General features: G+C 65.8%; 20 protein-coding genes and 1 tRNA gene. 4 read left to right on the top strand and 17 right to left on the bottom strand.

The annotated features are described in order from the left end of the window. Nucleotide 1 precedes the first annotated feature (1 nt). The 9 genes from gcvT to ACOGXH_RS07825 all read right to left on the bottom strand — a co-directional run bounded on the left by gcvT (nucleotide 2) and on the right by ACOGXH_RS07825 (nucleotide 5385). Nucleotides 2-1063: a glycine cleavage system aminomethyltransferase GcvT gene (gcvT, locus tag ACOGXH_RS07865; RefSeq protein ID WP_419928552.1), complete on the bottom strand. Its 1062-nt coding sequence runs from the start codon at nucleotides 1061-1063 to the stop codon at nucleotides 2-4. A gap of 18 nt (nucleotides 1064-1081) precedes the next feature. Beyond that, entirely contained in the window at nucleotides 1082-1492 is a 411-nt protein-coding gene (locus ACOGXH_RS07860) for a hypothetical protein (RefSeq protein ID WP_419928551.1), read from the bottom strand. Beyond that, complete coding sequence (locus ACOGXH_RS07855) at nucleotides 1464-1961, bottom strand: MerR family transcriptional regulator (protein ID WP_419928550.1); 498 nt, start codon at nucleotides 1959-1961, stop codon at nucleotides 1464-1466. The genes ACOGXH_RS07860 and ACOGXH_RS07855 overlap by 29 nt, the downstream gene beginning before the upstream one ends. A 128-nt stretch (nucleotides 1962-2089) precedes the next feature. Then, nucleotides 2090-2590: a bifunctional nuclease family protein gene (locus tag ACOGXH_RS07850; RefSeq protein WP_419930343.1), complete on the bottom strand. Its 501-nt coding sequence runs from the start codon at nucleotides 2588-2590 to the stop codon at nucleotides 2090-2092. Between the two features lie 10 nt (nucleotides 2591-2600). After that, nucleotides 2601-3137 carry a hypoxanthine phosphoribosyltransferase gene (hpt, locus tag ACOGXH_RS07845; protein ID WP_419928549.1) on the bottom strand — a complete coding sequence of 179 codons (537 nt, stop codon included), beginning with the start codon at nucleotides 3135-3137 and terminating at the stop codon, nucleotides 2601-2603. 25 nt (nucleotides 3138-3162) lie between these two features. Continuing rightward, entirely contained in the window at nucleotides 3163-3891 is a 729-nt protein-coding gene (locus ACOGXH_RS07840; RefSeq protein ID WP_419928548.1) for a MerR family transcriptional regulator, read from the bottom strand. Next, entirely contained in the window at nucleotides 3888-4376 is a 489-nt protein-coding gene (locus ACOGXH_RS07835) for an FHA domain-containing protein (protein ID WP_419928547.1), read from the bottom strand. The genes ACOGXH_RS07840 and ACOGXH_RS07835 overlap by 4 nt, the downstream gene beginning before the upstream one ends. Beyond that, complete coding sequence (gene gcvH, locus ACOGXH_RS07830; RefSeq protein ID WP_419928546.1) at nucleotides 4373-4759, bottom strand: glycine cleavage system protein GcvH; 387 nt, start codon at nucleotides 4757-4759, stop codon at nucleotides 4373-4375. Before gcvH ends, ACOGXH_RS07835 begins: the two co-directional genes overlap by 4 nt. Before the next feature lie 38 nt (nucleotides 4760-4797). Beyond that, a complete protein-coding gene (locus ACOGXH_RS07825) occupies nucleotides 4798-5385 on the bottom strand; it encodes a CDP-alcohol phosphatidyltransferase family protein (protein WP_419928545.1) in 588 nt (195 codons plus the stop codon). Nucleotides 5386-5407: 22 nt separating this feature from the next. On the opposite strand from ACOGXH_RS07825, the gene ACOGXH_RS07820 reads away from it, so the two are divergent. Next, the gene (locus tag ACOGXH_RS07820) at nucleotides 5408-5809 is read left to right on the top strand and encodes an HIT family protein (RefSeq protein WP_419928544.1); all 402 of its coding nucleotides are present in this window, start codon (nucleotides 5408-5410) and stop codon (nucleotides 5807-5809) included. Here ACOGXH_RS07820 and ACOGXH_RS07815 read toward each other — a convergent pair. Further along, a complete protein-coding gene (locus ACOGXH_RS07815; RefSeq protein WP_419928543.1) occupies nucleotides 5806-7335 on the bottom strand; it encodes a DUF2079 domain-containing protein in 1530 nt (509 codons plus the stop codon). The two genes, ACOGXH_RS07820 and ACOGXH_RS07815, sit on opposite strands and share 4 nt — an antisense overlap. Beyond that, on the bottom strand, nucleotides 7335-9056 hold the full coding sequence (locus ACOGXH_RS07810; protein ID WP_419928542.1) for an N-acyl-D-amino-acid deacylase family protein: 1722 nt from the start codon (nucleotides 9054-9056) through the stop codon (nucleotides 7335-7337). The genes ACOGXH_RS07815 and ACOGXH_RS07810 overlap by 1 nt, the downstream gene beginning before the upstream one ends. Nucleotides 9057-9119: 63 nt before the next feature. On the opposite strand from ACOGXH_RS07810, the gene ACOGXH_RS07805 reads away from it, so the two are divergent. Then, nucleotides 9120-9197, top strand: a tRNA-Pro gene (locus tag ACOGXH_RS07805). A 54-nt stretch (nucleotides 9198-9251) separates the two neighbouring features. Here the strand turns inward: ACOGXH_RS07805 and ACOGXH_RS07800 are convergent. Next, nucleotides 9252-9464 carry a hypothetical protein gene (locus tag ACOGXH_RS07800; protein WP_419928541.1) on the bottom strand — a complete coding sequence of 71 codons (213 nt, stop codon included), beginning with the start codon at nucleotides 9462-9464 and terminating at the stop codon, nucleotides 9252-9254. Between the two features lie 276 nt (nucleotides 9465-9740). Here ACOGXH_RS07800 and ACOGXH_RS07795 point away from each other — a divergent pair, with 276 nt between their 5' ends. Next, entirely contained in the window at nucleotides 9741-11132 is a 1392-nt protein-coding gene (locus ACOGXH_RS07795) for a DEAD/DEAH box helicase (RefSeq protein WP_419928540.1), read from the top strand. A gap of 13 nt (nucleotides 11133-11145) precedes the next feature. Here ACOGXH_RS07795 and ACOGXH_RS07790 read toward each other — a convergent pair whose 3' ends face one another. From ACOGXH_RS07790 to ACOGXH_RS07780, 3 genes are all read right to left on the bottom strand, one after another. Beyond that, nucleotides 11146-12255 (bottom strand): PP2C family protein-serine/threonine phosphatase, encoded by a 1110-nt coding sequence (locus tag ACOGXH_RS07790; RefSeq protein ID WP_419928539.1) that lies wholly within the window; start codon nucleotides 12253-12255, stop codon nucleotides 11146-11148. Nucleotides 12256-12316: 61 nt separating this feature from the next. Continuing rightward, nucleotides 12317-13663: a ribosome biogenesis GTPase Der gene (gene der / locus ACOGXH_RS07785; protein ID WP_419928538.1), complete on the bottom strand. Its 1347-nt coding sequence runs from the start codon at nucleotides 13661-13663 to the stop codon at nucleotides 12317-12319. Next, nucleotides 13656-15017, bottom strand: coding sequence for a DUF512 domain-containing protein (locus tag ACOGXH_RS07780; protein WP_419928537.1), 1362 nt, complete (start codon nucleotides 15015-15017; stop codon nucleotides 13656-13658). Before ACOGXH_RS07780 ends, der begins: the two co-directional genes overlap by 8 nt. A 53-nt stretch (nucleotides 15018-15070) precedes the next feature. Between ACOGXH_RS07780 and ispH the strand changes: the two genes are divergently transcribed. Beyond that, nucleotides 15071-16108 (top strand): 4-hydroxy-3-methylbut-2-enyl diphosphate reductase, encoded by a 1038-nt coding sequence (gene ispH / locus ACOGXH_RS07775; protein WP_419928536.1) that lies wholly within the window; start codon nucleotides 15071-15073, stop codon nucleotides 16106-16108. Between the two features lie 12 nt (nucleotides 16109-16120). Here the strand turns inward: ispH and ACOGXH_RS07770 are convergent, their stop codons facing one another. Next, on the bottom strand, nucleotides 16121-16840 hold the full coding sequence (locus ACOGXH_RS07770) for a lysophospholipid acyltransferase family protein (RefSeq protein ID WP_419928535.1): 720 nt from the start codon (nucleotides 16838-16840) through the stop codon (nucleotides 16121-16123). Next, nucleotides 16837-17481, bottom strand: a complete 645-nt coding sequence (gene cmk, locus ACOGXH_RS07765; RefSeq protein ID WP_419930342.1) for a (d)CMP kinase — start codon at nucleotides 17479-17481, stop codon at nucleotides 16837-16839. Before cmk ends, ACOGXH_RS07770 begins: the two co-directional genes overlap by 4 nt. Nucleotides 17482-17483 lie beyond the last annotated feature (2 nt).

The following is a 17483-nucleotide window of genomic DNA, read 5'->3' as shown; positions in this document are numbered from 1 at the left end:
GTTAGACGAACGGGAGCTTGACCACGGTGGCCGGCGTGGGGGTGCCTCGCATGTCCACGGCCAGCTCGTCGCCGATATCGGCATCAGGGGGCACAAAGGCCAAGGCGATACCCATCTCCAGCATGGGCGAGAAGTTCCCCGACGTGACTTCCCCCACCACTTCGTCGCCCCGCAGCACAGCCTGACCCTCCCGGGGCGGACGACGGCCTTCCACCCGCAATCCCCGCAGTCGCCGGTGGACGCCCCGCTCCCGCTCCGCGGCCAGCGCCTCCCGACCCCGAAACGACGTCTTGTCCCAGCGCACCACCCAGCCCAGCCCGGCTTGCAGCGGGGTGATGCCCGGGCCGAGCTCATGGCCGTGCAGCGGCAGGCCCTTCTCCAGGCGCAGCGTGTCGCGAGCTCCCAGCCCGGCGGGAATGATTCCCGCCGCAGTCACCGCATCCCAAAGCTGATCGACTGCTTCGGCGGGCACGGCAATCTCCACCCCGTCCTCACCGGTGTAGCCAGTGCCGGCCACGGTCAGCGCGGTGCCCTCCCACTGCACCGAGGCCACGCAGTTGCGGGCCACCTCCGACGCCCCGGGCGACACCTCGGCCAGTCGACAACGGGCCTCAGGACCCTGCACCGCCAGCACCGCCCGACTGGCGGTCACATCAGCGGCCTGAAACCCGGTATCGGTCCCTGCGCTGCCCAGGGCTTCGGCCACCCGGTCGGTGTTGGAGGCATTGGGCATCACGTCAAAGCTCTCCGGTGCCACCCACCACACGATGATGTCGTCCAGCACCGAACCGTCCTCGTCCAACAGATGGGTGTACTGGGTGCGTCCCGGTTCTATCCGAGCCAGATCGTTGGTGAACGCCTGCTGAAGCCGCTCGTAGGCATCGTCACCAGACACCCGAAGAGTGCCCAGATGGCTCACGTCGAAGACCACCGCGTCGGTCCGACAGGCCCGATGCTCGGCCAGCGTGCCCGACGGGTAAGAAAGCGGCATATCCCAGCCGCCGAACGGAACCAGCTTGGCCCCCAGCGCCCGATGCCTGCCCTCCAAAGGGGAGGAACGCATGTGGAATTCCCTGCTCGGCTAGCCGGTCCCGGCGCCGGCGCCAGTGTGGGTCAGATCACCGTCCATTCCGGTGACGTCGTCGAAGCCGTACTTGCTCAACAGGCTGTGATAGTCCCGCTGGCAAAGCACAACGACATCGATGTCGGGATAGCACTCCCGCAGCCGGCGAACCTTGCCGTTCTTGCGGGTGATGTACTTCTGGCGCGCGGTGGTGATCTCCACATAGCGGTCGAATTGGGGAAGGTAGAAATCGGGGGTGAACGCCTCGGTCACTTCGCCTGAATCGTTGCGGGAGAGCACGAAGGTCTCGGGCTCATATCGCCACTCGACGCCATAAAAGTCGAGCAACTCGGCGAATTGCCGCTCGGAATCGTGGGCGAACACGCTGTTGGCGGCCTCCTTAAGAGCCGGTTTGGGCAGTGCTGGCACTTTCTTGAGGCTCAGCAGTATCCACAGGCTGGGGCTCTTCGACGGGCAGTTCACTCACGGCGGCCTGTACCTCTTCGATTAGCCCTTCCATGCGAAGATAGAGAGCGCCCTGACCTTGGCGCAGCGCATCGAGAATTTGCTCGTCGGTGCGAACCAGCAGCGATTGGTTGCCGTTGATCACCAGATCGGCGCTGGCCACGTTCTCACCCAGTTCATCGCGCAGGTAGTCGAATACCTCGCGCACCCGCTGGAGGGCGATTCCCTCGTCCAAAAGCCGCTTGATCAGCTTTAACTCCAGCAAATCGTTGTAGGAATAGCGGCGGCGGCTGCCGCTTCCCTCGGCAATCTGCGCGGTGGAGGTCACCAACCCGGTGCGCGTCCAGTAGTCCAGTTGGCGGTAGGTGATACCGACAATCTCGATGGTCTGGGGGGAACTGAAGTCGCTGGCTACTTGTCCGTGCTCGCTCATCTGACTCTCCAGTGCCGGGGCGCGTTCCCAATTCGGCATATTACACCGGGGAAACTACGCCAATGAACTTCCACAGGGTAAACCTGGATCTGTGGATTGTCAAGAAGGAAGTTTGAGGCTAGAAAGCGTCAGCCGTTGAAATCGTCCGGGGTCACCTGGTCCAAAAACTCCCGAAATTGGTCCAGGACTTCCTCGGCCGGAGGCTCTTCCCCTTCGGGCTCGTCAGGCTCCACTGTGTGCCCGGCGGCCTCAAGAACCGACTCGTCGGCGAATATCGGGGCACCGGTGCGCACCGCCAAAGCCACCGCGTCGGAGGGGCGGCTTGAGATTCGGCGGGCCCCGTTTCCTCCCGCCAACTCCAACTCGGCATAGAAGGTCCGATCCCGCAGTTCGGTGACCACGATCCGCTCGATCCGCACTCCCAAGTCGTCGAGCACGTTTTTGAACAGGTCGTGAGTCATAGGGCGAGGAGTCTCCACCTCCTCCATGGCCAGGGCGATGGCCTGGGCCTCCGCTCCTCCGATGAAGATGGGCAAGAGCCGACAGTCGCCGTCGGTTTCCCGCAGCAACACGATCGGGGCATTGGACGGAAGTTCTATCCGAACTCCGATCAGCTCCATCTCCTTCATCGACTCCACGTTAGTAGAGGATAGAGACATAGGCGTCGGGATCGTCGGCCAATACACCAGGATCTCCGATAACCAATCGGTCCAGGTTCCGGTACCGGCCGTCCCAGTCGAGGCCGTAGCCCAAGAAGAACTCGTCGGGGGCCTCAAACCCCACATAATCGGGCTCCAGCGGCAGGATACGGCGAGCGTTCCGGTTCAACAGCGCGGCCACCGCCACCGAGGCGGCCGACCGGCGGCGCAGCTCTCCCATCAAATAGCCGAGGCTCAAACCGGTGTCCACGATGTCCTCCACCAGCACTACCTCGCGCCCACCCACATCGCAGTCCAGATCCTTGACCAGCCGGACGCGGCCCGAGTCAGCGGCGAATCGGGACAACGCCAAGAAGTCCACCTGCACCTCGATGTCCACCGCCCGCACCAGGTCGGCAAGGAAGGGCAAACTCCCCTTCAACACCGACACGAGCACCGCGCCATCGGAGCACTGCTGCGAGATCTCAGCTGCGACGCGCTCAACAGCCTGCTCGATGGCCTCCCGGCTGGCGAACAACTCGGGGTCGGCGCGGTTCCCGCCGTTAATTGCGATTCCCGGTGTGGTTGGCCAAGGCGCCCCGCAGAAGCGAGAGTCGCAGCTCGGAGCCGAGGTTGATCAGCTCCACCAGCACGTCTTGGGACTGCTTGCGGGACTTGGGGGTGCGCTGCATCACCAGCGGCATGATCCGCTGCTCCAGCAGGCCTGCCTCCCGCTCGGCGGCCGACTTGTAGGCCCGTAGGTGGCGGGGCTCCAGCCCATGGGCCAAGAACCCAGCGGCCACCTTGGCCACGATGACCGCTTCGGCGCCGTAGTGCGACAGCGCTCCGTCGTCCAGGGGCTCAATGAGGCCGAATTTCTCCAGCTCGACAATCTTGGACTGGCTCAACCCACTGGCCGATGCCAGCTCGTCGAGGGTTAGCGACACCGAAACCGCCCCGGTGTCCAATGGGTTCGGACGCCCGGACCTCGGGGAACGAGGGTCGGCTTCGCCCTCGGTGGAATCCCCGCGTCCGTCCTCCACCTCGAAGTCCTCGCCGTCAATGCGCGCTTTGATGACCTTGAGGGGTAGGAAGTGGTCCCGCTGCTGTTCCAGAATCCACCGCAGTCGGTTGATGTCGGCCTCGGTGAACTTACGGTAGCCCGACTGGTTGCGCTCGGGGTCGATCAGGCCCTGGCTTTCCAGAAAGCGGATCTTGGAGATGCTTATGTCGGAAAACTCGTCCTTCAGCAGGTCCAAGACCTGGCCGATCGACCGGTGCTGGGCGGTCATTCGCTGGTCCCGTCGTAGTACACCAGCTTGAATCGGCCCACCTGGAGTTCGTCGCCGTTCTTCAAACCGGCATCCTCCACTCGCCGACTGTTCAGGTAGGTGCCGTTCAGCGAGCCCATGTCCTTGACGTGCTGCACCAAGCCGTCCCGATAAACCTCGGCGTGCCGCCGGGACACTGTGATGTCGTCCAAGAAGATGTCCGAGTCGGAATGGCGCCCCACTGTCACCCGGGCATCGGACAGCTCGAATCGGCTGCCCGCAGTCGGCCCCTGGGTCACCACCAGCACTGCGGGGTGGCGGATCAGGCCGGCTTCGATCTCCAACTCGGTGGTGGGCTCGTCCACCGAGCCACCTACGTCAGAGTCACCAGTCGGTTGGAGGAAAAAGCCGCACGAGGCGCAGAAGTTGGCCCCAGCCTCGCTGACATAGCCGCATTGCGGGCAGACGACCCCTTGGGCCTCTCCATCATCAGGTCGGGAGGTCAATCGACGCTCTCCGTCAGCTCGGTGTAGGCCGCCGCGTCCAAAAGGCTGTCCAGCTCCGACAGATCGGAGGCCTCGATCACGCATATCCACCCCTCGCCGTAGGGATCCTCATTGAGCCGTTCGGGGTGGTCGATCAGATCGGTGTTCACTTCGACGATGGTGCCGCTCACCGGCGCGTAGATCTCTGACACCGACTTGGTGGACTCGACCTCGCTGAACGGATTGCCGCTGGCCACGTCGGTCCCCACCGGAGGAAGATCGATGAAAACGACGTCGCCCAGGGCATCCTGGGCGTAATCGGTGATGCCCAGGCAAACCCGGTTGCCATCAACCCTGGTCCATTCGTGGTCTTCGGAATAGCGGAGCTCGGCCGGTACGTTCATTGCCGACACCGTACCGGCTAACGGCAAAACTCTCAACCTCAGCTTGAGGCTGCGGTTCGGTCCGCTCTCCCATCGGCAAGGGCCTGGCGGGCCCGGGGGATGTACTCCACCGCGGCGTAGTAGCTGAGCGCCAGCGACGGGATGCCCAGGCCCCAGCCGACGCCCCGCAGCGCGGTGCCCCCTCCCACGCTCGAGTCGCCGAGCAGCAAGAACGGCAGAGCGAACATGAGGCCGAACGTGGACGTCTTGCCGGTCCAAGTCACATCGATCCTGCGAGCCCCCATTGCCGCCAGCACCACTGTGGCCAGCGATACCGCGACCTCCCTGGCCAGCATGGTCACCCCGAATGCCGCATGGAGGGAGCCGTCCACCATCATCACCACCACCGCGGCCAAAAACATCAGGCGGTCGGCTGTGGGGTCCAGGATCTTCCCCAACTCGGAGCCCTGGTCGAATCGCCGTGCGATATAACCGTCAACCCAGTCGGTGGCCCCCAGCACTCCCAGCAAGATGGCCGCCCCAGCCCGGTTGCCCATGCCCAGGAGCAGCACGCAGAACACCGGCACGCACCCCAGCCGCAGCACCGATATGAAGTTAGGAACCGTCAGCACCTGCCGCCCCGACATAGCCAGGTCATACTATGAGCAGATGCCCAGCGTGTTCACGATGATCATCAACCGCGACCTACCCGGACACTTTGTATGGGAAGACGATGACTGCGTCGCCATCTTGTCCATCAACCCCATTCAGACCGGCCACGCGCTCGTCGTGCCCCGGGCCGAGATCGATCACTGGCTGGATGTGCCTCCCGAGTTGGCCGCCCATCTGATGGTCGTGGCCCAAGAGGTGGGTGCTGCCCAAATGGCCGCATTCGGACCGCCCCGAGTCGGCCTTATCATCGCCGGCCACGAGGTGCCCCACACCCACTTGCACGTCATCCCGATGTTCGACATCGGCGATCTGAGCTTCGCCAACGCCAAAGCCTCGGTTCCCCCCGAAGAGCTGGCCCAGGCCGCCGAGGCCCTGCGCTCCCACATCTCCGGGAGCTAGCTCTGGATCACGTTGCGGAGCCGATAGACCCGCAGCCCCGCCACTTCCTCTTCCAATTCCAGCCGCTCGAAACCGGTTCGCCGCACGTCGAGATCGAAGCTCTCGATGTCCAGGGGACTCCATTCGGGGGCGGACTCGGCGTCGAACACGATCCATTCCACCTTGGGGGTGGCCGCCACCGCGGCGCTGTCGGGGTCGTCGCCGGCGTGCAGTTGGTACAGCCGAGTGCGGTCCGACAGAAGGGGAAGGACCTGCTCTGAGGCCCTCACTGATGCATCGGGGGGAATCAGGTCGGCGGCCTCTTGTCGGGCGATGTCCATGGTGTCGCGCTGGCCCCAGTTCCACGGCCTCTCGTACAGCGAGCTCGGAGCATCACGCAAGAAGAAGAGGCTGGCCGTCAGAACCAGGGCGGTGAGCAGGCGGCGGTCCACGTTGACTCGCTCCACTAGCACTCGACCCGATCGGGCCAGGGCAAACACCGTGGCCGCAAAGACGAACGGGATCATCGGCACCGTCTGGGAGGCCTCCGCCAACTGGCCGGAGGGCACGTCGGCCACCAGGTACACCGCGAACAGGGGAAGCACCGGGAGCACGTAGCGGGGCGCCACCAACGGCAGCAGCATGACCGGAGCCAACAGGAAGACGATCATCTGGAAGTTGGCCTGTGACACCGTGTCGGCCACTACCTGGTGGGGGGCGGAAATGAAGCCCCACAGCACCGAACCCGGATGGTTGCTGCCGAAGTCGGAGAATGCCTCGATGTGGGGGAATCGCCCTCCGTTGAATCGAGGCTGGATGGCCGTCATCGCCACCAGTCCATAGGCCAGGCCGCCGAGAGAAATGGCGGTTCCGGGGCGGCGGCGGCCCTCCAGCAGCACCAGCAGGCCCAGTCCCGAGAGGGCGAAGGCCAGGTCGGACCGGCAGGTCACCGCCACCAGCGCAAACACCGCGAACCAGTTCCACCGCCCCTTTAGGGCAGTGAGCACCGCGGCGAACAGCGCGGGCACGGCTAGGGCCTCCGGGTGGAAGTCGGAGAGGTTGATCGAGTGGACCGCCGGGTAGGCGCAGTAGGCGAAGACCACGGCAAACGCCGCTCCCGACTTGAGGCCTCCCACGTCGCGGGCGATGCGCCACAGCGGCACTACGGCCAGGCCCAACGCCGCGGCTTGCAAGCACAAGAGGGTGGGCTGGTCGGGAAACAGGGCAATCAGCCCGGCCACCGGATAGAGAATGAACGCGGCCTGCTCCCACAGCAGATTGTGGCCGGCCACGCTGGAGCGCGGCTCGTAGCCCTCTCCAATGAGCCACAGCCCTTGGAGGTGGGCCGACAAGTCGGCCCCGCCATCCAGCTGATGGGCCCGAGTCAATGCCAGACCCGAGAGAGCCGCACCCAGCAGCACCGCGATGATCCAGGGGACGGCCTGATCCAACCGCTGAGTGTCGAGACGGGCCTGCCAGCGCAGCGAGAAGATCTCCAGCCGGCGCCGCGATTGGGCCAGCGTGACCTTGGTCTGCTCTAAGTCCACTACCCGACCAGCACGGTCTCGGTGTCACGCCCCGACCGCAGCAGGGTGCCAGGCCGAGCATTGGTCGCCTGCCCATCGCTCACGATGAGCTCGCCGTTGACCAGAACATGGTCGACGCCAACCGAGTCGGCAAACAGGCGGGGCGAGCCGCCCGGCAGGTCTTCCACCATGCGCACGGCACCGGAGTCGATTGTGTCGGGGTCGAATACCACGAGATCGGCGCGCCATCCCTGCTGGATGCGGCCTCGCTCCCGCAGGCCGAACAGCCGGGCCGGGGCATCGGTCAACATGTGTATGGCCGTCTCCAGCGAAGCCAGCCGCCGACCCCGAAGGCAGTCGCCCAGAAAGGCGGTGGTATAGGGAGCACCGCACATTCGGTCAAGGTGAGCACCGGCGTCGGAGCCACCCAAGAGGGTGTGCTCGCTCTGCCACGCTTCAGCCCGCAGCCGCCAGCTCTCGTCATCGTCGTCGGTGGGCGCTGGCCACAGCACGGTGCGCAGCTCGTCGGCCAGCACGACGTCTACCAGGGTGTCGAAGAGCTCAGTTCCCCGCTCCGCGCCGATTTCCGCCACGGTGCGCCCGGTAAGTCCATCGTTGGCCGAGCTGAAGGTGTCGCCGATCCGGTAGCCGCCCCACCCGGTGAGCCGACTGAACACCCCAGCGTCGGGCGAAGCAGCCCGCTCAACCAAATGCGCTCTGGTTTGGGGATCGGCCAGCTTGGCCATTCGGTCGGCCACCGGCAGGCCCAGGACATCCCCCCAGTCGGGCAGCATGTTGAGGGCGCAGTAGTTGAGGAAGCTCATGTTCATGCCCACCAGCACCGGCATGGTCAGCGCCACCACCCGGGCCCCTTGCTCGGCAGCCCGCACCGAGGCGCCGAGCTGTTCCCGGTAGCGGTCGGGGTCGGCCGAGTCGATGGTGAGCACGTTCCAGTTGAGCGGCCGCCGGGCCGCTCGACTCATGGACACCATCAGGTCGAGCTCCTCTTCGGTGAAGCCCTGCATGCAGCCGTCGGTGACGTACTCCAGGGTGGTGCCCTCGTGCTCGGAAACCACCGAGCACAGTGCAACAACCTCGTCGTTGCTGGCGAAGCGGGAGGCCACCGGTGCGCCGTCGCCGTCGTTGTGAGTGTAGGACAGCGAGGTAGAAAAACCCAGGCCGCCCGCGGCGATGCCCTCAGCCAACATAGCCCTCATGGCCTCGAGCTGGTCGGGGGCGGCCTCGTTGCCAGTGGCGTCGGCGCCCATTACCGCCCGACGGATGGCGCAGTGGCCCACCAGGAACCCGGCGTTCACGCCTAGATTGCCGTCCAAGCGAGCCAGGTAGTCGGAAAAAGAACGCCACAACCAGTCCAGCCCGGTCTCCAGGGCAGTGAGCGGCATGCCTTCTACTTTGGCCATCATCCGCTGGAGATAGGGGGCGTCGCCGGGATTGAGGGGCGCCAGGGTGAAGCCGCAGTTGCCTCCGATCACGGTGGTAACGCCGTGCAGGTTGGAAGGAGAGGCGGCTGGATCCCAGAACAACTGGGCGTCGTAGTGAGTGTGGGGGTCCACAAATCCGGGGCAAACCACCCGGCCAGTGGCATCTATCTCGCGGCGCCCGGAGTCAGCCACCTCGCCGATGCCGACAATCCGTCCGCCCTCGATGCCGACGTCGCCCGAATAGCCCGGACTGCCCAAGCCGTCGACGATCGTGCCCCCGCGGATAACCAGGTCCAACACGGCCCCAATCCTACTTATCCGCATGGGGCTCCCCCAGACAGCCGCACTATGCTCTCCCCGTTACGGGCTGTGGCGCAGCTTGGTTAGCGCGTCGGTCTGGGGGACCGAAGGTCCCGGGTTCAAATCCCGGCAGCCCGACCAGCGATTGGAACGAATCACCAGTGCAGAGCGATGCCAATTGGCAGCCGCATCCCCTCAGAACAGCAGGGCGATGCCGTCGATGGCCCGCCAGGCGAGGTAGACGCCGGCGGCGGTGATGGCTAGCCAGAAGTGCCAGGGGACTCTCTGAGGGGTCGGGGCATCTACCTCCGACGGGGCTTCGACCGCGGCGCCGCAGGTGGGGCACTCCCCTGCCCTGGTTACCGAGCCGGGGTTCCAGAAGCGCTCGCAGGGCTCGCACCAAGGCATGGCATTAGCTTGCCACCGCAAGATAATTAAATCCCTGCCGCCAATAACCAGAGCCGCTTTTCGCAGCCCCGCGGTCGGCCGCGCTGGAGAAAGATAATGGTTTTGCACTGAGCGGTGGTAGCCTTTGCTTGTTTGGCCGAAGGTTTCGGCCGGTGGGCTGACAGCCGGGCTTCTTCTCTGATCCCGGGCAAGCTGCCCGAATTGCGTTGCGCCTCGCTGACGATTTCAGGCGCCAACAATCCCCAGAGCGCCCGCCACACGCGGGCAAGGAGCCCCATGTCCCCCACTTTCGCCCAGCTGGGCGTGCCCGAACATGTCTGCCGCGCGCTCGAGCGCGGTGGCATCCTCAAGCCATTCGAAATCCAAGCCGCAGTCATTGCCGATGCTCTAGAGGGCCGCGACATCTGCGGACGAGCGCCCACCGGATCGGGCAAGACCCTCGCTTTCGGTATCCCCCTGGTGGTCAATGTCGACCAAGCCAAGCCCCGCCGGCCCCGAGCGCTGGTTTTGTCCCCGACCCGTGAGCTCGCCGACCAGATCGCGTCTGAACTGCGCTCTTTTGCCGGCCAGACCAAGATTGGCGCCGTATACGGCGGCGTGGGCTACGGCGTCCAGCAAAAGCAGCTTCAGCGGGGGATAGACATCCTGGTGGCCTGCCCCGGTCGGCTGGAAGACCTCATGGCCCAAAATGCGGTGAGCCTTAACGAAGTCGACCAAGTTGTCATCGACGAAGCCGACCGTATGGCCGACATGGGTTTTCTCCCCGCGGTTCGGCGCATCCTCGATCAAACCGCCACCGACCGCCAGACCGTCATGTTCTCGGCCACTCTCGACCGCGACGCAGCCAAGATCACCCGGGACTACCAACACCGCCCAGTCACCCACGAAGTTGGCGAAGTAAAACCTGACATAGAGGCGGCTGATCACCGGTTCTGGTCGGTGGACAAGACCGAGCGGATCGCCGCCTGTGTCGATGTAATTTCGACTACTGGATCGGCCATCGTGTTCTGCCGAACCCGCCACGGATCAGACCGGCTGGCCCGCCAGCTTGTCCAAAGAGGAGTAAACGCTTCCGCGATACACGGTGGCCACGCTCAGAACCGGCGCAGGCGCACTCTCCAAGAGTTCATCGACGGCCGGGTCCAAGCCCTCGTCGCCACCGATGTCGCCGCCCGCGGAATTCACGTGGACAGCGTGGCGTCTGTCATCCACTTCGATCCGCCCGAAGACCAAAAGGCGTACCTACACCGCTCGGGGCGCACTGCCCGAGCGGGCCAGAAAGGCCTCGTAGTGTCGCTCGTCCAGTCCAATCAGGTTGGCGACACAAAACAGATGCAGCGCCAACTCGGCCTGAAACAGCCCATCACCAGCCCCGATCTAAGCGACGATCACACAGTGCCACCCCGTCCCCGCAAGCAATCCGACCAGCAGAGCAAGAACCGCAACAGCCACGAGCCAAGGGGCCGATCCCAAGACGGCCGCAACCGGTCAGGCCCAAAGAACAAGAACCGCAACGGACAAGGGCCAAAACGGCAATCCCAAGACGGCCGCAACCGGTCAGGCCCAAAGAACAAGAACCGCAACGGACAAGGGCCAAGAGGACAGTCCCAGGGTCGCCCCCATCGGCAGAACCGGAACAAGCCCAGGAGCGGGGCCTCTTCTCGCTAGCGCGGCCTAAGACTCAGGCCCGGCGGACGGCGAGAATGGCCACATCGTCGGTGATGGTGCCGTCGGCGAAATCCCGGGCGGCCTCCAGCAGCGACTTGCAGAGCACATCTGGCGAAACGGTGGGATCGCGGCGCAGGTGCTGGGCGATGCGGTCCTCTCCGAATTGGGCGTCGCCGTAGCGCACCTCGGCCAAGCCGTCGGTGTACATGAGCACCATATCGCCCGAATCCAGGGGGATCTCCCGGCTGAAGTAGGTGCTATCGGGGTCGAGCATCAACAGGGCGCCGGTGGCCCGCAGCGGCTGCACCTCCCGTTCGTGCCACAGCCAGGCGGCTGGGTGACCGGCGGAGGCGTAGCGCATGGACTGGGCCTCGGTGTCGAACACCACGATTACTACCGAGATGAACTCTTCGGCACGTTCGATGGAGGACATCTGGGCGTTCAGCTCCTCGAGGGCCTGGGCCGGGTCGCGGAACTGACGCAGGAACACCCGGAGCAAGTACTTGGCCTGAAACGCGGTGATGGACGACTCAATGCCCCGACCGGCCACATCGCCGATAACGGCAGCCACCCGGGTGGGACCGACTCGGAACACGTCGAAGAAGTCGCCAGCCATCACCCCTTCACCGGCCTGGTACACCCGTCCCATCTCGTAGCCGGCGAAGTCGGGCAGGTCGTCGGGGGCCAGGCGACCGGCCCATGCCCGGGGGGCGAGGTCGCCCTGACTCAGGGTCTCCTCGGCCCGGCGCTCCATCTCAAACCGCTCCTGGGTGAGCCGGGCCTCGGCCACTGAGCGACGCCCCCACCACAGCGGGAAGAGAGCGGGCACCACCACCAGGGCCAAAACGGCGGCCACCGCCCGGGACTCCAGCACCGCAGTCAATGCCGCCACCACGGTCAAGGCTGCATACAAGAGAGCGGAGTGGGCGTCCCGGCGAAAGCTGGACTGGGCCAGGGTGTGGGCCGCCTCATAGGCAGACTCGCCCTCTTCGTCGTATCCCTCCCCCGCGTGGGTGTGCTCAACCCGGAGCAGGAACCGGTGGCGGTGTCGGGCTGCTCGGGTGAAGACGCCGGCGGCAAATGCGCACACACCCGCGGTCAGCACGAGCAGGAGGGTTTCCATCGCAGAAGATTACCCCGCAAAATTGCCAGATTCTTGCCGCATTTGAGGCAATTGCCGGGGATTACTCGCCCGATCGACGGCGAACCCGCAGCTTGACCGGTACTGATCCGAGATCGAATGCCTCCCGAAAACGGCGCTCCAAATAGCGCAGATAGGTGCGGGGAAGGGTTCGGTTGGCGAACAGCGTGAAAGTGGGGGGATCGGCCGCCCCCTGGGTGGCATAGAGCACCCGGGCGCCGTCAGGAGCGGGATGGGCGGCCTGCGCGTCGCGCAGCACCCGGTTCACCGCCTGGGTGGGGATTCGCCGCCGGTACTCGGCAATCACGCCCCGAAGCTCGGGCAAAAGCCGGTTCAGCCCCTTGCCCGACAGGGCACTCACCCTCAACACCGCGGCGTCGCCCAAAAAGTGCAGGCGGTGGTCGATGTCGAGGGCGATCGCCTCCCGGGCTTCGGTGTCGAGCAGGTCCCACTTGTTGAGCAGCACCACGATGGGACAGCCCGCCCCGTCGATGCGCTCGGCCAGGCGCTGGTCTTGGTGAGTGACCCCCACCGTGGCATCGACCACCAACAGGGCGATGTCGGATCGGTCGACCGCGGCCAGCGCCCGCAGCAGCGAGTAGTACTCGGTGGCCTGGTCGATACGGGCCCGGCGGCGCATGCCCGCGGTGTCCACAAACCGGATCGGGCCCAACTCGGTTTCCACCACGGTGTCGATGGCGTCGCGGGTGGTGCCCGGCTGGTCGTGGACCACCGACCGGTCGTCGCCGATCAGGCGGTTGAACAGGGTGGACTTGCCCGCATTGGGCCGACCCACAATGGAAACAGAAACCATTTGAGCGTCGGCGTCGGACTCGGTAGCAGTCTCGGCGCCAGCCTCAGCTCCCTCCGCCGTTCCCTCTGGAAGCTCAGCCATCACCGCATCCAGCAGGTCGCCCACTCCCCGTCCGTGCAGCGCGCTTACCGGGAACGGATCGCCCAGCCCCAGGCCGATGAACTCCCAGATGAGGTTCTCATGAATCTCGTCGTCCACCTTGTTGACCGCCACCAACACCGGTCCGGCCCGGCCCCGCAGCCGTCCTGCCACTCCCTCGTCATCGCCGGTGATGCCCGCCTGGGAGTCCACCACCATCACCACCACATCGGCGTCTTCCATCGACCTCTCGCTCTGGGCGGAGACCTTGGCGTCCATCGAAGCAATGTCGCCCGCGCTCTGGGGCAGCCAGCCACCGGTGTCCACCACCGTGAACTCCCGCCCCTGCCAGCTAGCGGGCATCTCCTTGCGGTCGCGGGTCACACCGGGCTGTTCGGCCACGATGGCCTCCCGACGGCCCAGAATCCGGTTCATCAGCGTGGACTTGCCCACGTTGGGCCGCCCCACGATCGCCACCTTGGGCAGATACCTACCCATCGAGGGCTCGTCTCAGCGAGGCCCCGTCAGTGGGAACCACTTCCACAGGGCGGGGCAGATCGCCAGGGCGGGTTCCGTCCAAGAACATGCCCTGCGACAGGCACACGTCGGGCAGCAGGTAGCGGTGGCCCTCGGGCTGTTCGGCCAGCGTGCGGGAGATATCGGCGCCCACCAGCAGACCGGCCACCGCGGTGGTGCCGCCGAAAAACCGGTTCTCCACCGGCACCACCCGCACATCGTCGCGATCCAGCGAAGCGACCAGCGGCCCCAGCACCTCGGCCCCGTACTCCCCGGTGACCACCCCGACCGGAGAGCCCTTGCGGGGCCGCAGGCCAATTGGCGTGGAGCCATCGGTTCTCGGCGCCCGATAGCCCTCGGCGGGCGCCCCCTCCACCCAGGCGAAGAACCCAGGCCGGGTTCCGGTCACCCCTTCAGTGTGTCCTGAGAACTCCATCTCCAGCGTGGCCGCCATCCCCACACCGTCTTCGTGCATGGGAAATCCCTCGTAGGCCTCCTGGTCGGGAAACTCGATTCCGGCCAGCAGGTAATACTCGTCGGCTGCGAACACCAGTCGGCGGCCCAGAATCTGCCGGTTGATCTCCTGCCACTGGTGGACTGCATTAACCACCGCAGCCGCCTCAGCCTGGGTGTGGGGCCTCAGCCGGGGCTCAGAGGTGTGCCGCGACACCCCCAGGGGCACAACGCACACGCTGGCCAGCTCTGGGTACTCGTCGGCCACTCCGGCCAGGGTGTCCTCCAGCACATCGCCGTCATTCACGTCGGGGCACACCACCACTTGGCCGTGTACCTCGATGCCGTGGTCCAACAGCGCCCGCAGCCAGCGCAGGCTGGTGGCCCCCCGGCGATTCCGCAGCATGTCGGCCCTTACGTCGGGGTCGGTGGCGTGGATGCTCACGTTCAACGGCGAGAGCCGCTCGGTGACCACCCGCTCCAGGTCAGCCTCGGTGAAGCGGGTCAGGGTGGTGAAGTTGCCGTACAGAAACGAGAGCCGGTAGTCGTCGTCCTTCAAATACAGGCTGGGACGCAGCCCCGGCGGAAGCTGGTAGATGAAGCAGAACTCGCAGTGGTTGTCGCAGGTCCGCACCCGGTCGAACAGCGCCGAGTCCACCTGGGCCCCCAACGGCTCGCCGGCCCGCTTGTGCACCTCGAGCTCCAGCACCACCCCGTCGCGGCGCACGTCGAGGCTCAGCTCGGGCTCGTCCACTAGCTGCTGGTACTCGATGACGTCTTTGGGGACGCAGCCATTCACGGAAAGAAGCTCGTCGCCGGCCCTCAGGCCGAAATTCTGAGCCACCGACCCGTCGGCGACCGCTGTCACCCGGGGAGCGGACATGCCTGAAATGATACGAGCCAGGGAATGCAGGAGCCGACCGCTAAATTAGGATCGTGGACGTCGACAAGGTGATTTTGGCCGCTCCCCGGGGGTTCTGCGCTGGCGTGGAGATGGCCATCAAGGCGCTGGCCTGGCTGGTTCGCACCTTCGACGCGCCGGTGTACTGCTACCACGAGATCGTGCACAACAAGCTGGTGGTCCGCCGCTTCGAAAAACTCGGCGTGGTGTTTGTGGACGACATCTCCGAAGTGCCCGCGGGCCATCCCATCATGCTGTCGGCCCACGGCTCGGCCCCCGAGGTTGTGGAGGCGGCCACCGAGCAGGCCAGCTATATGGTGGATGCAGTTTGCCCGCTGGTGACCAAGGTCCACCACGAGGTCAAGGTGCGGGCCGGCAAGGGATACCGCATCGTGTACGTGGGCCACGAAGACCATGAGGAGGCGGTGGGCACCATGGCGGTGGCCCCGGAGGCCATCCACCCAGTAGAGAGCATCGACGATGTGGAGGCGCTCCCCGATTTCGACGATCCGGTTGCCCTGCTGGCCCAGACCACGCTGTCGCACCGCGACTGGGAGGGGGTGCTGCACGCGGCCCGCGACCGATTCCCCGACATGTGGACCCCGGGGCGAAGCGATCTGTGCTTTGCCACCACCAATCGGCAGGCCGCGCTTACCGGCATTGCCGAACAGTGCGGCACCGTGGTGATCGTGGGTTCGGCCAACTCCTCCAACACCATGGCGCTGGAGAAGCTCGCCCGGGAACTGGGCTGCGAGCGGGTGTTCCGGGTGAACCGGGCCTCAGAGCTGCCCGACGACATCTCAGGAGTGGTGGGGCTCACCGCCGGGGCCTCGGCCCCCGAGGAGCTGATCAACGAGGTGCTCGACCGGCTCGCCCCGGCCAACGGCATCGAAGAGGTTTCCATCACCGATGAGGACGAGTACTTTCCCCCGCCCCGCAACCTGCGCGATCTGATTGAGGCCTCCGGTTCGCTGGCCTCCTTCAGCCTGGGAGGACCCCCCTCGCCCGTCGCGATGGTGGACCGCAAGGTCGCAGCCAGCGACGTGCTCGACGGGCTCATTGCCAGCCGCTAGAGGCCAGCAGGACTACTCAGACTCGTCGCGATCCCAGACGGGGATGCCCAGCTCCTGTTGGACTCCGTCGAACATGTCTTGGAGGATCTCCCGCAGCTCGTCGGAATATTGGGTAAGAGCATCACGGCTAACCCGGCCCCGGGGGTCGTTCTCGGGTGGGGCTAGCGGCTCGCCCCACACGAGCCGCGCCGTGCGGGGCCGGGGCATCCGCACACCGATGCCCATGGCCCGCTCGGTGCCCCCGATGGCCACCGGCACCACCGGCACCTGGGCTTTGGCCGCCAGCCAGGCCACCCCGTCAAGCAGCGGGTGGATGCGAGTGCCCGATTTGCGCTCCCCCTCGGGGAACACCACCAGCGGCTGCCCGGCTTCCAGCACCACTAGGGCGGCCTTGAGGGCGCTGCGGTCGATGGTGTCGCGCCGGACCGGAAATGCGCCCATGGTCACCATCATCCACGTAGTTATCGGACCCTTGAACAAGCCGCTCTTGGCGAAGTAGCGCAGCGGGCGCCCCGCTGATGCCCCGATCATCGGGGTGTCCAGGTTGGATCGGTGGGTGGGGGCGATGATCACGCCGCCCTCCCGGGGCATGTTGCGCCGCCCCCGGGTGTAGCAGCGGAAATACGCCCCGAAAACCGCTCGGGCCAGCCGCTGCACGAAGAAGTGGAAAATCACTCCAGCTATTCGCCCCCTGGCCTCCAGTTCCTCGGGGTGGAGCTCGACCTGGTTCATCCCAATCGGGCGATCAGCTCGTCCACTACCTGGTCGACGGTGAGGTCGGTGGTGTCGATGTGTACAGCGTCGGGGGCCTGGGTCAGCGGGTCGTGCTGGCGGCTGGAGTCGGCCGCATCTCGGGCAGCCAGGTCGGCGGCCACCGTCTCATAGTCGAGGGCGCTTACCTCGCCGGCCCGCCGCTCAGCCCGCACTGAGACCGACGCACTCAAGTACACCTTGAGTTCGGCGTCGGGAAATACCACCGTGCCGATGTCGCGGCCCTCCAAGACCCCTCCGCCCCGTTCCACCGCCCAGGCTCGCTGGCGCACCCGCAGCACCTCTCGCACCCCGGAGATGGCCGCCACCGTGCTCACCGACCGGGTCACTTCCGGGCCTCTGATCTGGGTGGTGGCGTCCACCCCGTCGACGACCACAGTGGTGTCGTTGATTCGGATGTCGCTGGTTCGGGCCAGCTCGACGATGGCTTCGGCATCGGCCAAGTCGACTTCCCGGGCCATTGCCGCGAAGGCCACCGAGCGGTACATCGCCCCGGTGTCCAGATACTCCAGTCCCAACCGCTCGGCCATCCGCCGGGCCACGGTGGACTTTCCCGATCCGGCCGGACCGTCGATGGCGATCACCCGCACGCCCTCGCCCATCG

Source organism: Candidatus Poriferisocius sp. (genome assembly GCF_965208355.1).
Lineage (GTDB): Bacteria > Actinomycetota > Acidimicrobiia > Acidimicrobiales > Bin134 > Poriferisocius.
Note: the sequence above shows the minus strand (reverse complement) of the source record. Positions and strands in the feature narration are given on the sequence as shown.

Coding starts and splice junctions, on each gene's coding strand:
- gcvT (WP_419928552.1), bottom strand. CDS start 1,063: ATGCGTTCCTCCCCTTTGGAGGGCAGGCATCGGGCGCTGGGGGCCAAG.
- ACOGXH_RS07855 (WP_419928550.1), bottom strand. CDS start 1,961: ATGAGCGAGCACGGACAAGTAGCCAGCGACTTCAGTTCCCCCCAGACC.
- ACOGXH_RS07850 (WP_419930343.1), bottom strand. CDS start 2,590: ATGAAGGAGATGGAGCTGATCGGAGTTCGGATAGAACTTCCGTCCAAT.
- ACOGXH_RS07840 (WP_419928548.1), bottom strand. CDS start 3,891: ATGACCGCCCAGCACCGGTCGATCGGCCAGGTCTTGGACCTGCTGAAG.
- gcvH (WP_419928546.1), bottom strand. CDS start 4,759: ATGAACGTACCGGCCGAGCTCCGCTATTCCGAAGACCACGAATGGACC.
- ACOGXH_RS07825 (WP_419928545.1), bottom strand. CDS start 5,385: ATGTCGGGGCGGCAGGTGCTGACGGTTCCTAACTTCATATCGGTGCTG.
- ACOGXH_RS07820 (WP_419928544.1), top strand. CDS start 5,408: ATGCCCAGCGTGTTCACGATGATCATCAACCGCGACCTACCCGGACAC.
- ACOGXH_RS07800 (WP_419928541.1), bottom strand. CDS start 9,464: ATGCCTTGGTGCGAGCCCTGCGAGCGCTTCTGGAACCCCGGCTCGGTA.
- ACOGXH_RS07795 (WP_419928540.1), top strand. CDS start 9,741: ATGTCCCCCACTTTCGCCCAGCTGGGCGTGCCCGAACATGTCTGCCGC.
- ACOGXH_RS07790 (WP_419928539.1), bottom strand. CDS start 12,255: ATGGAAACCCTCCTGCTCGTGCTGACCGCGGGTGTGTGCGCATTTGCC.
- der (WP_419928538.1), bottom strand. CDS start 13,663: ATGGGTAGGTATCTGCCCAAGGTGGCGATCGTGGGGCGGCCCAACGTG.
- ACOGXH_RS07780 (WP_419928537.1), bottom strand. CDS start 15,017: ATGTCCGCTCCCCGGGTGACAGCGGTCGCCGACGGGTCGGTGGCTCAG.
- ACOGXH_RS07770 (WP_419928535.1), bottom strand. CDS start 16,840: ATGAACCAGGTCGAGCTCCACCCCGAGGAACTGGAGGCCAGGGGGCGA.
- cmk (WP_419930342.1), bottom strand. CDS start 17,481: ATGGGCGAGGGCGTGCGGGTGATCGCCATCGACGGTCCGGCCGGATCG.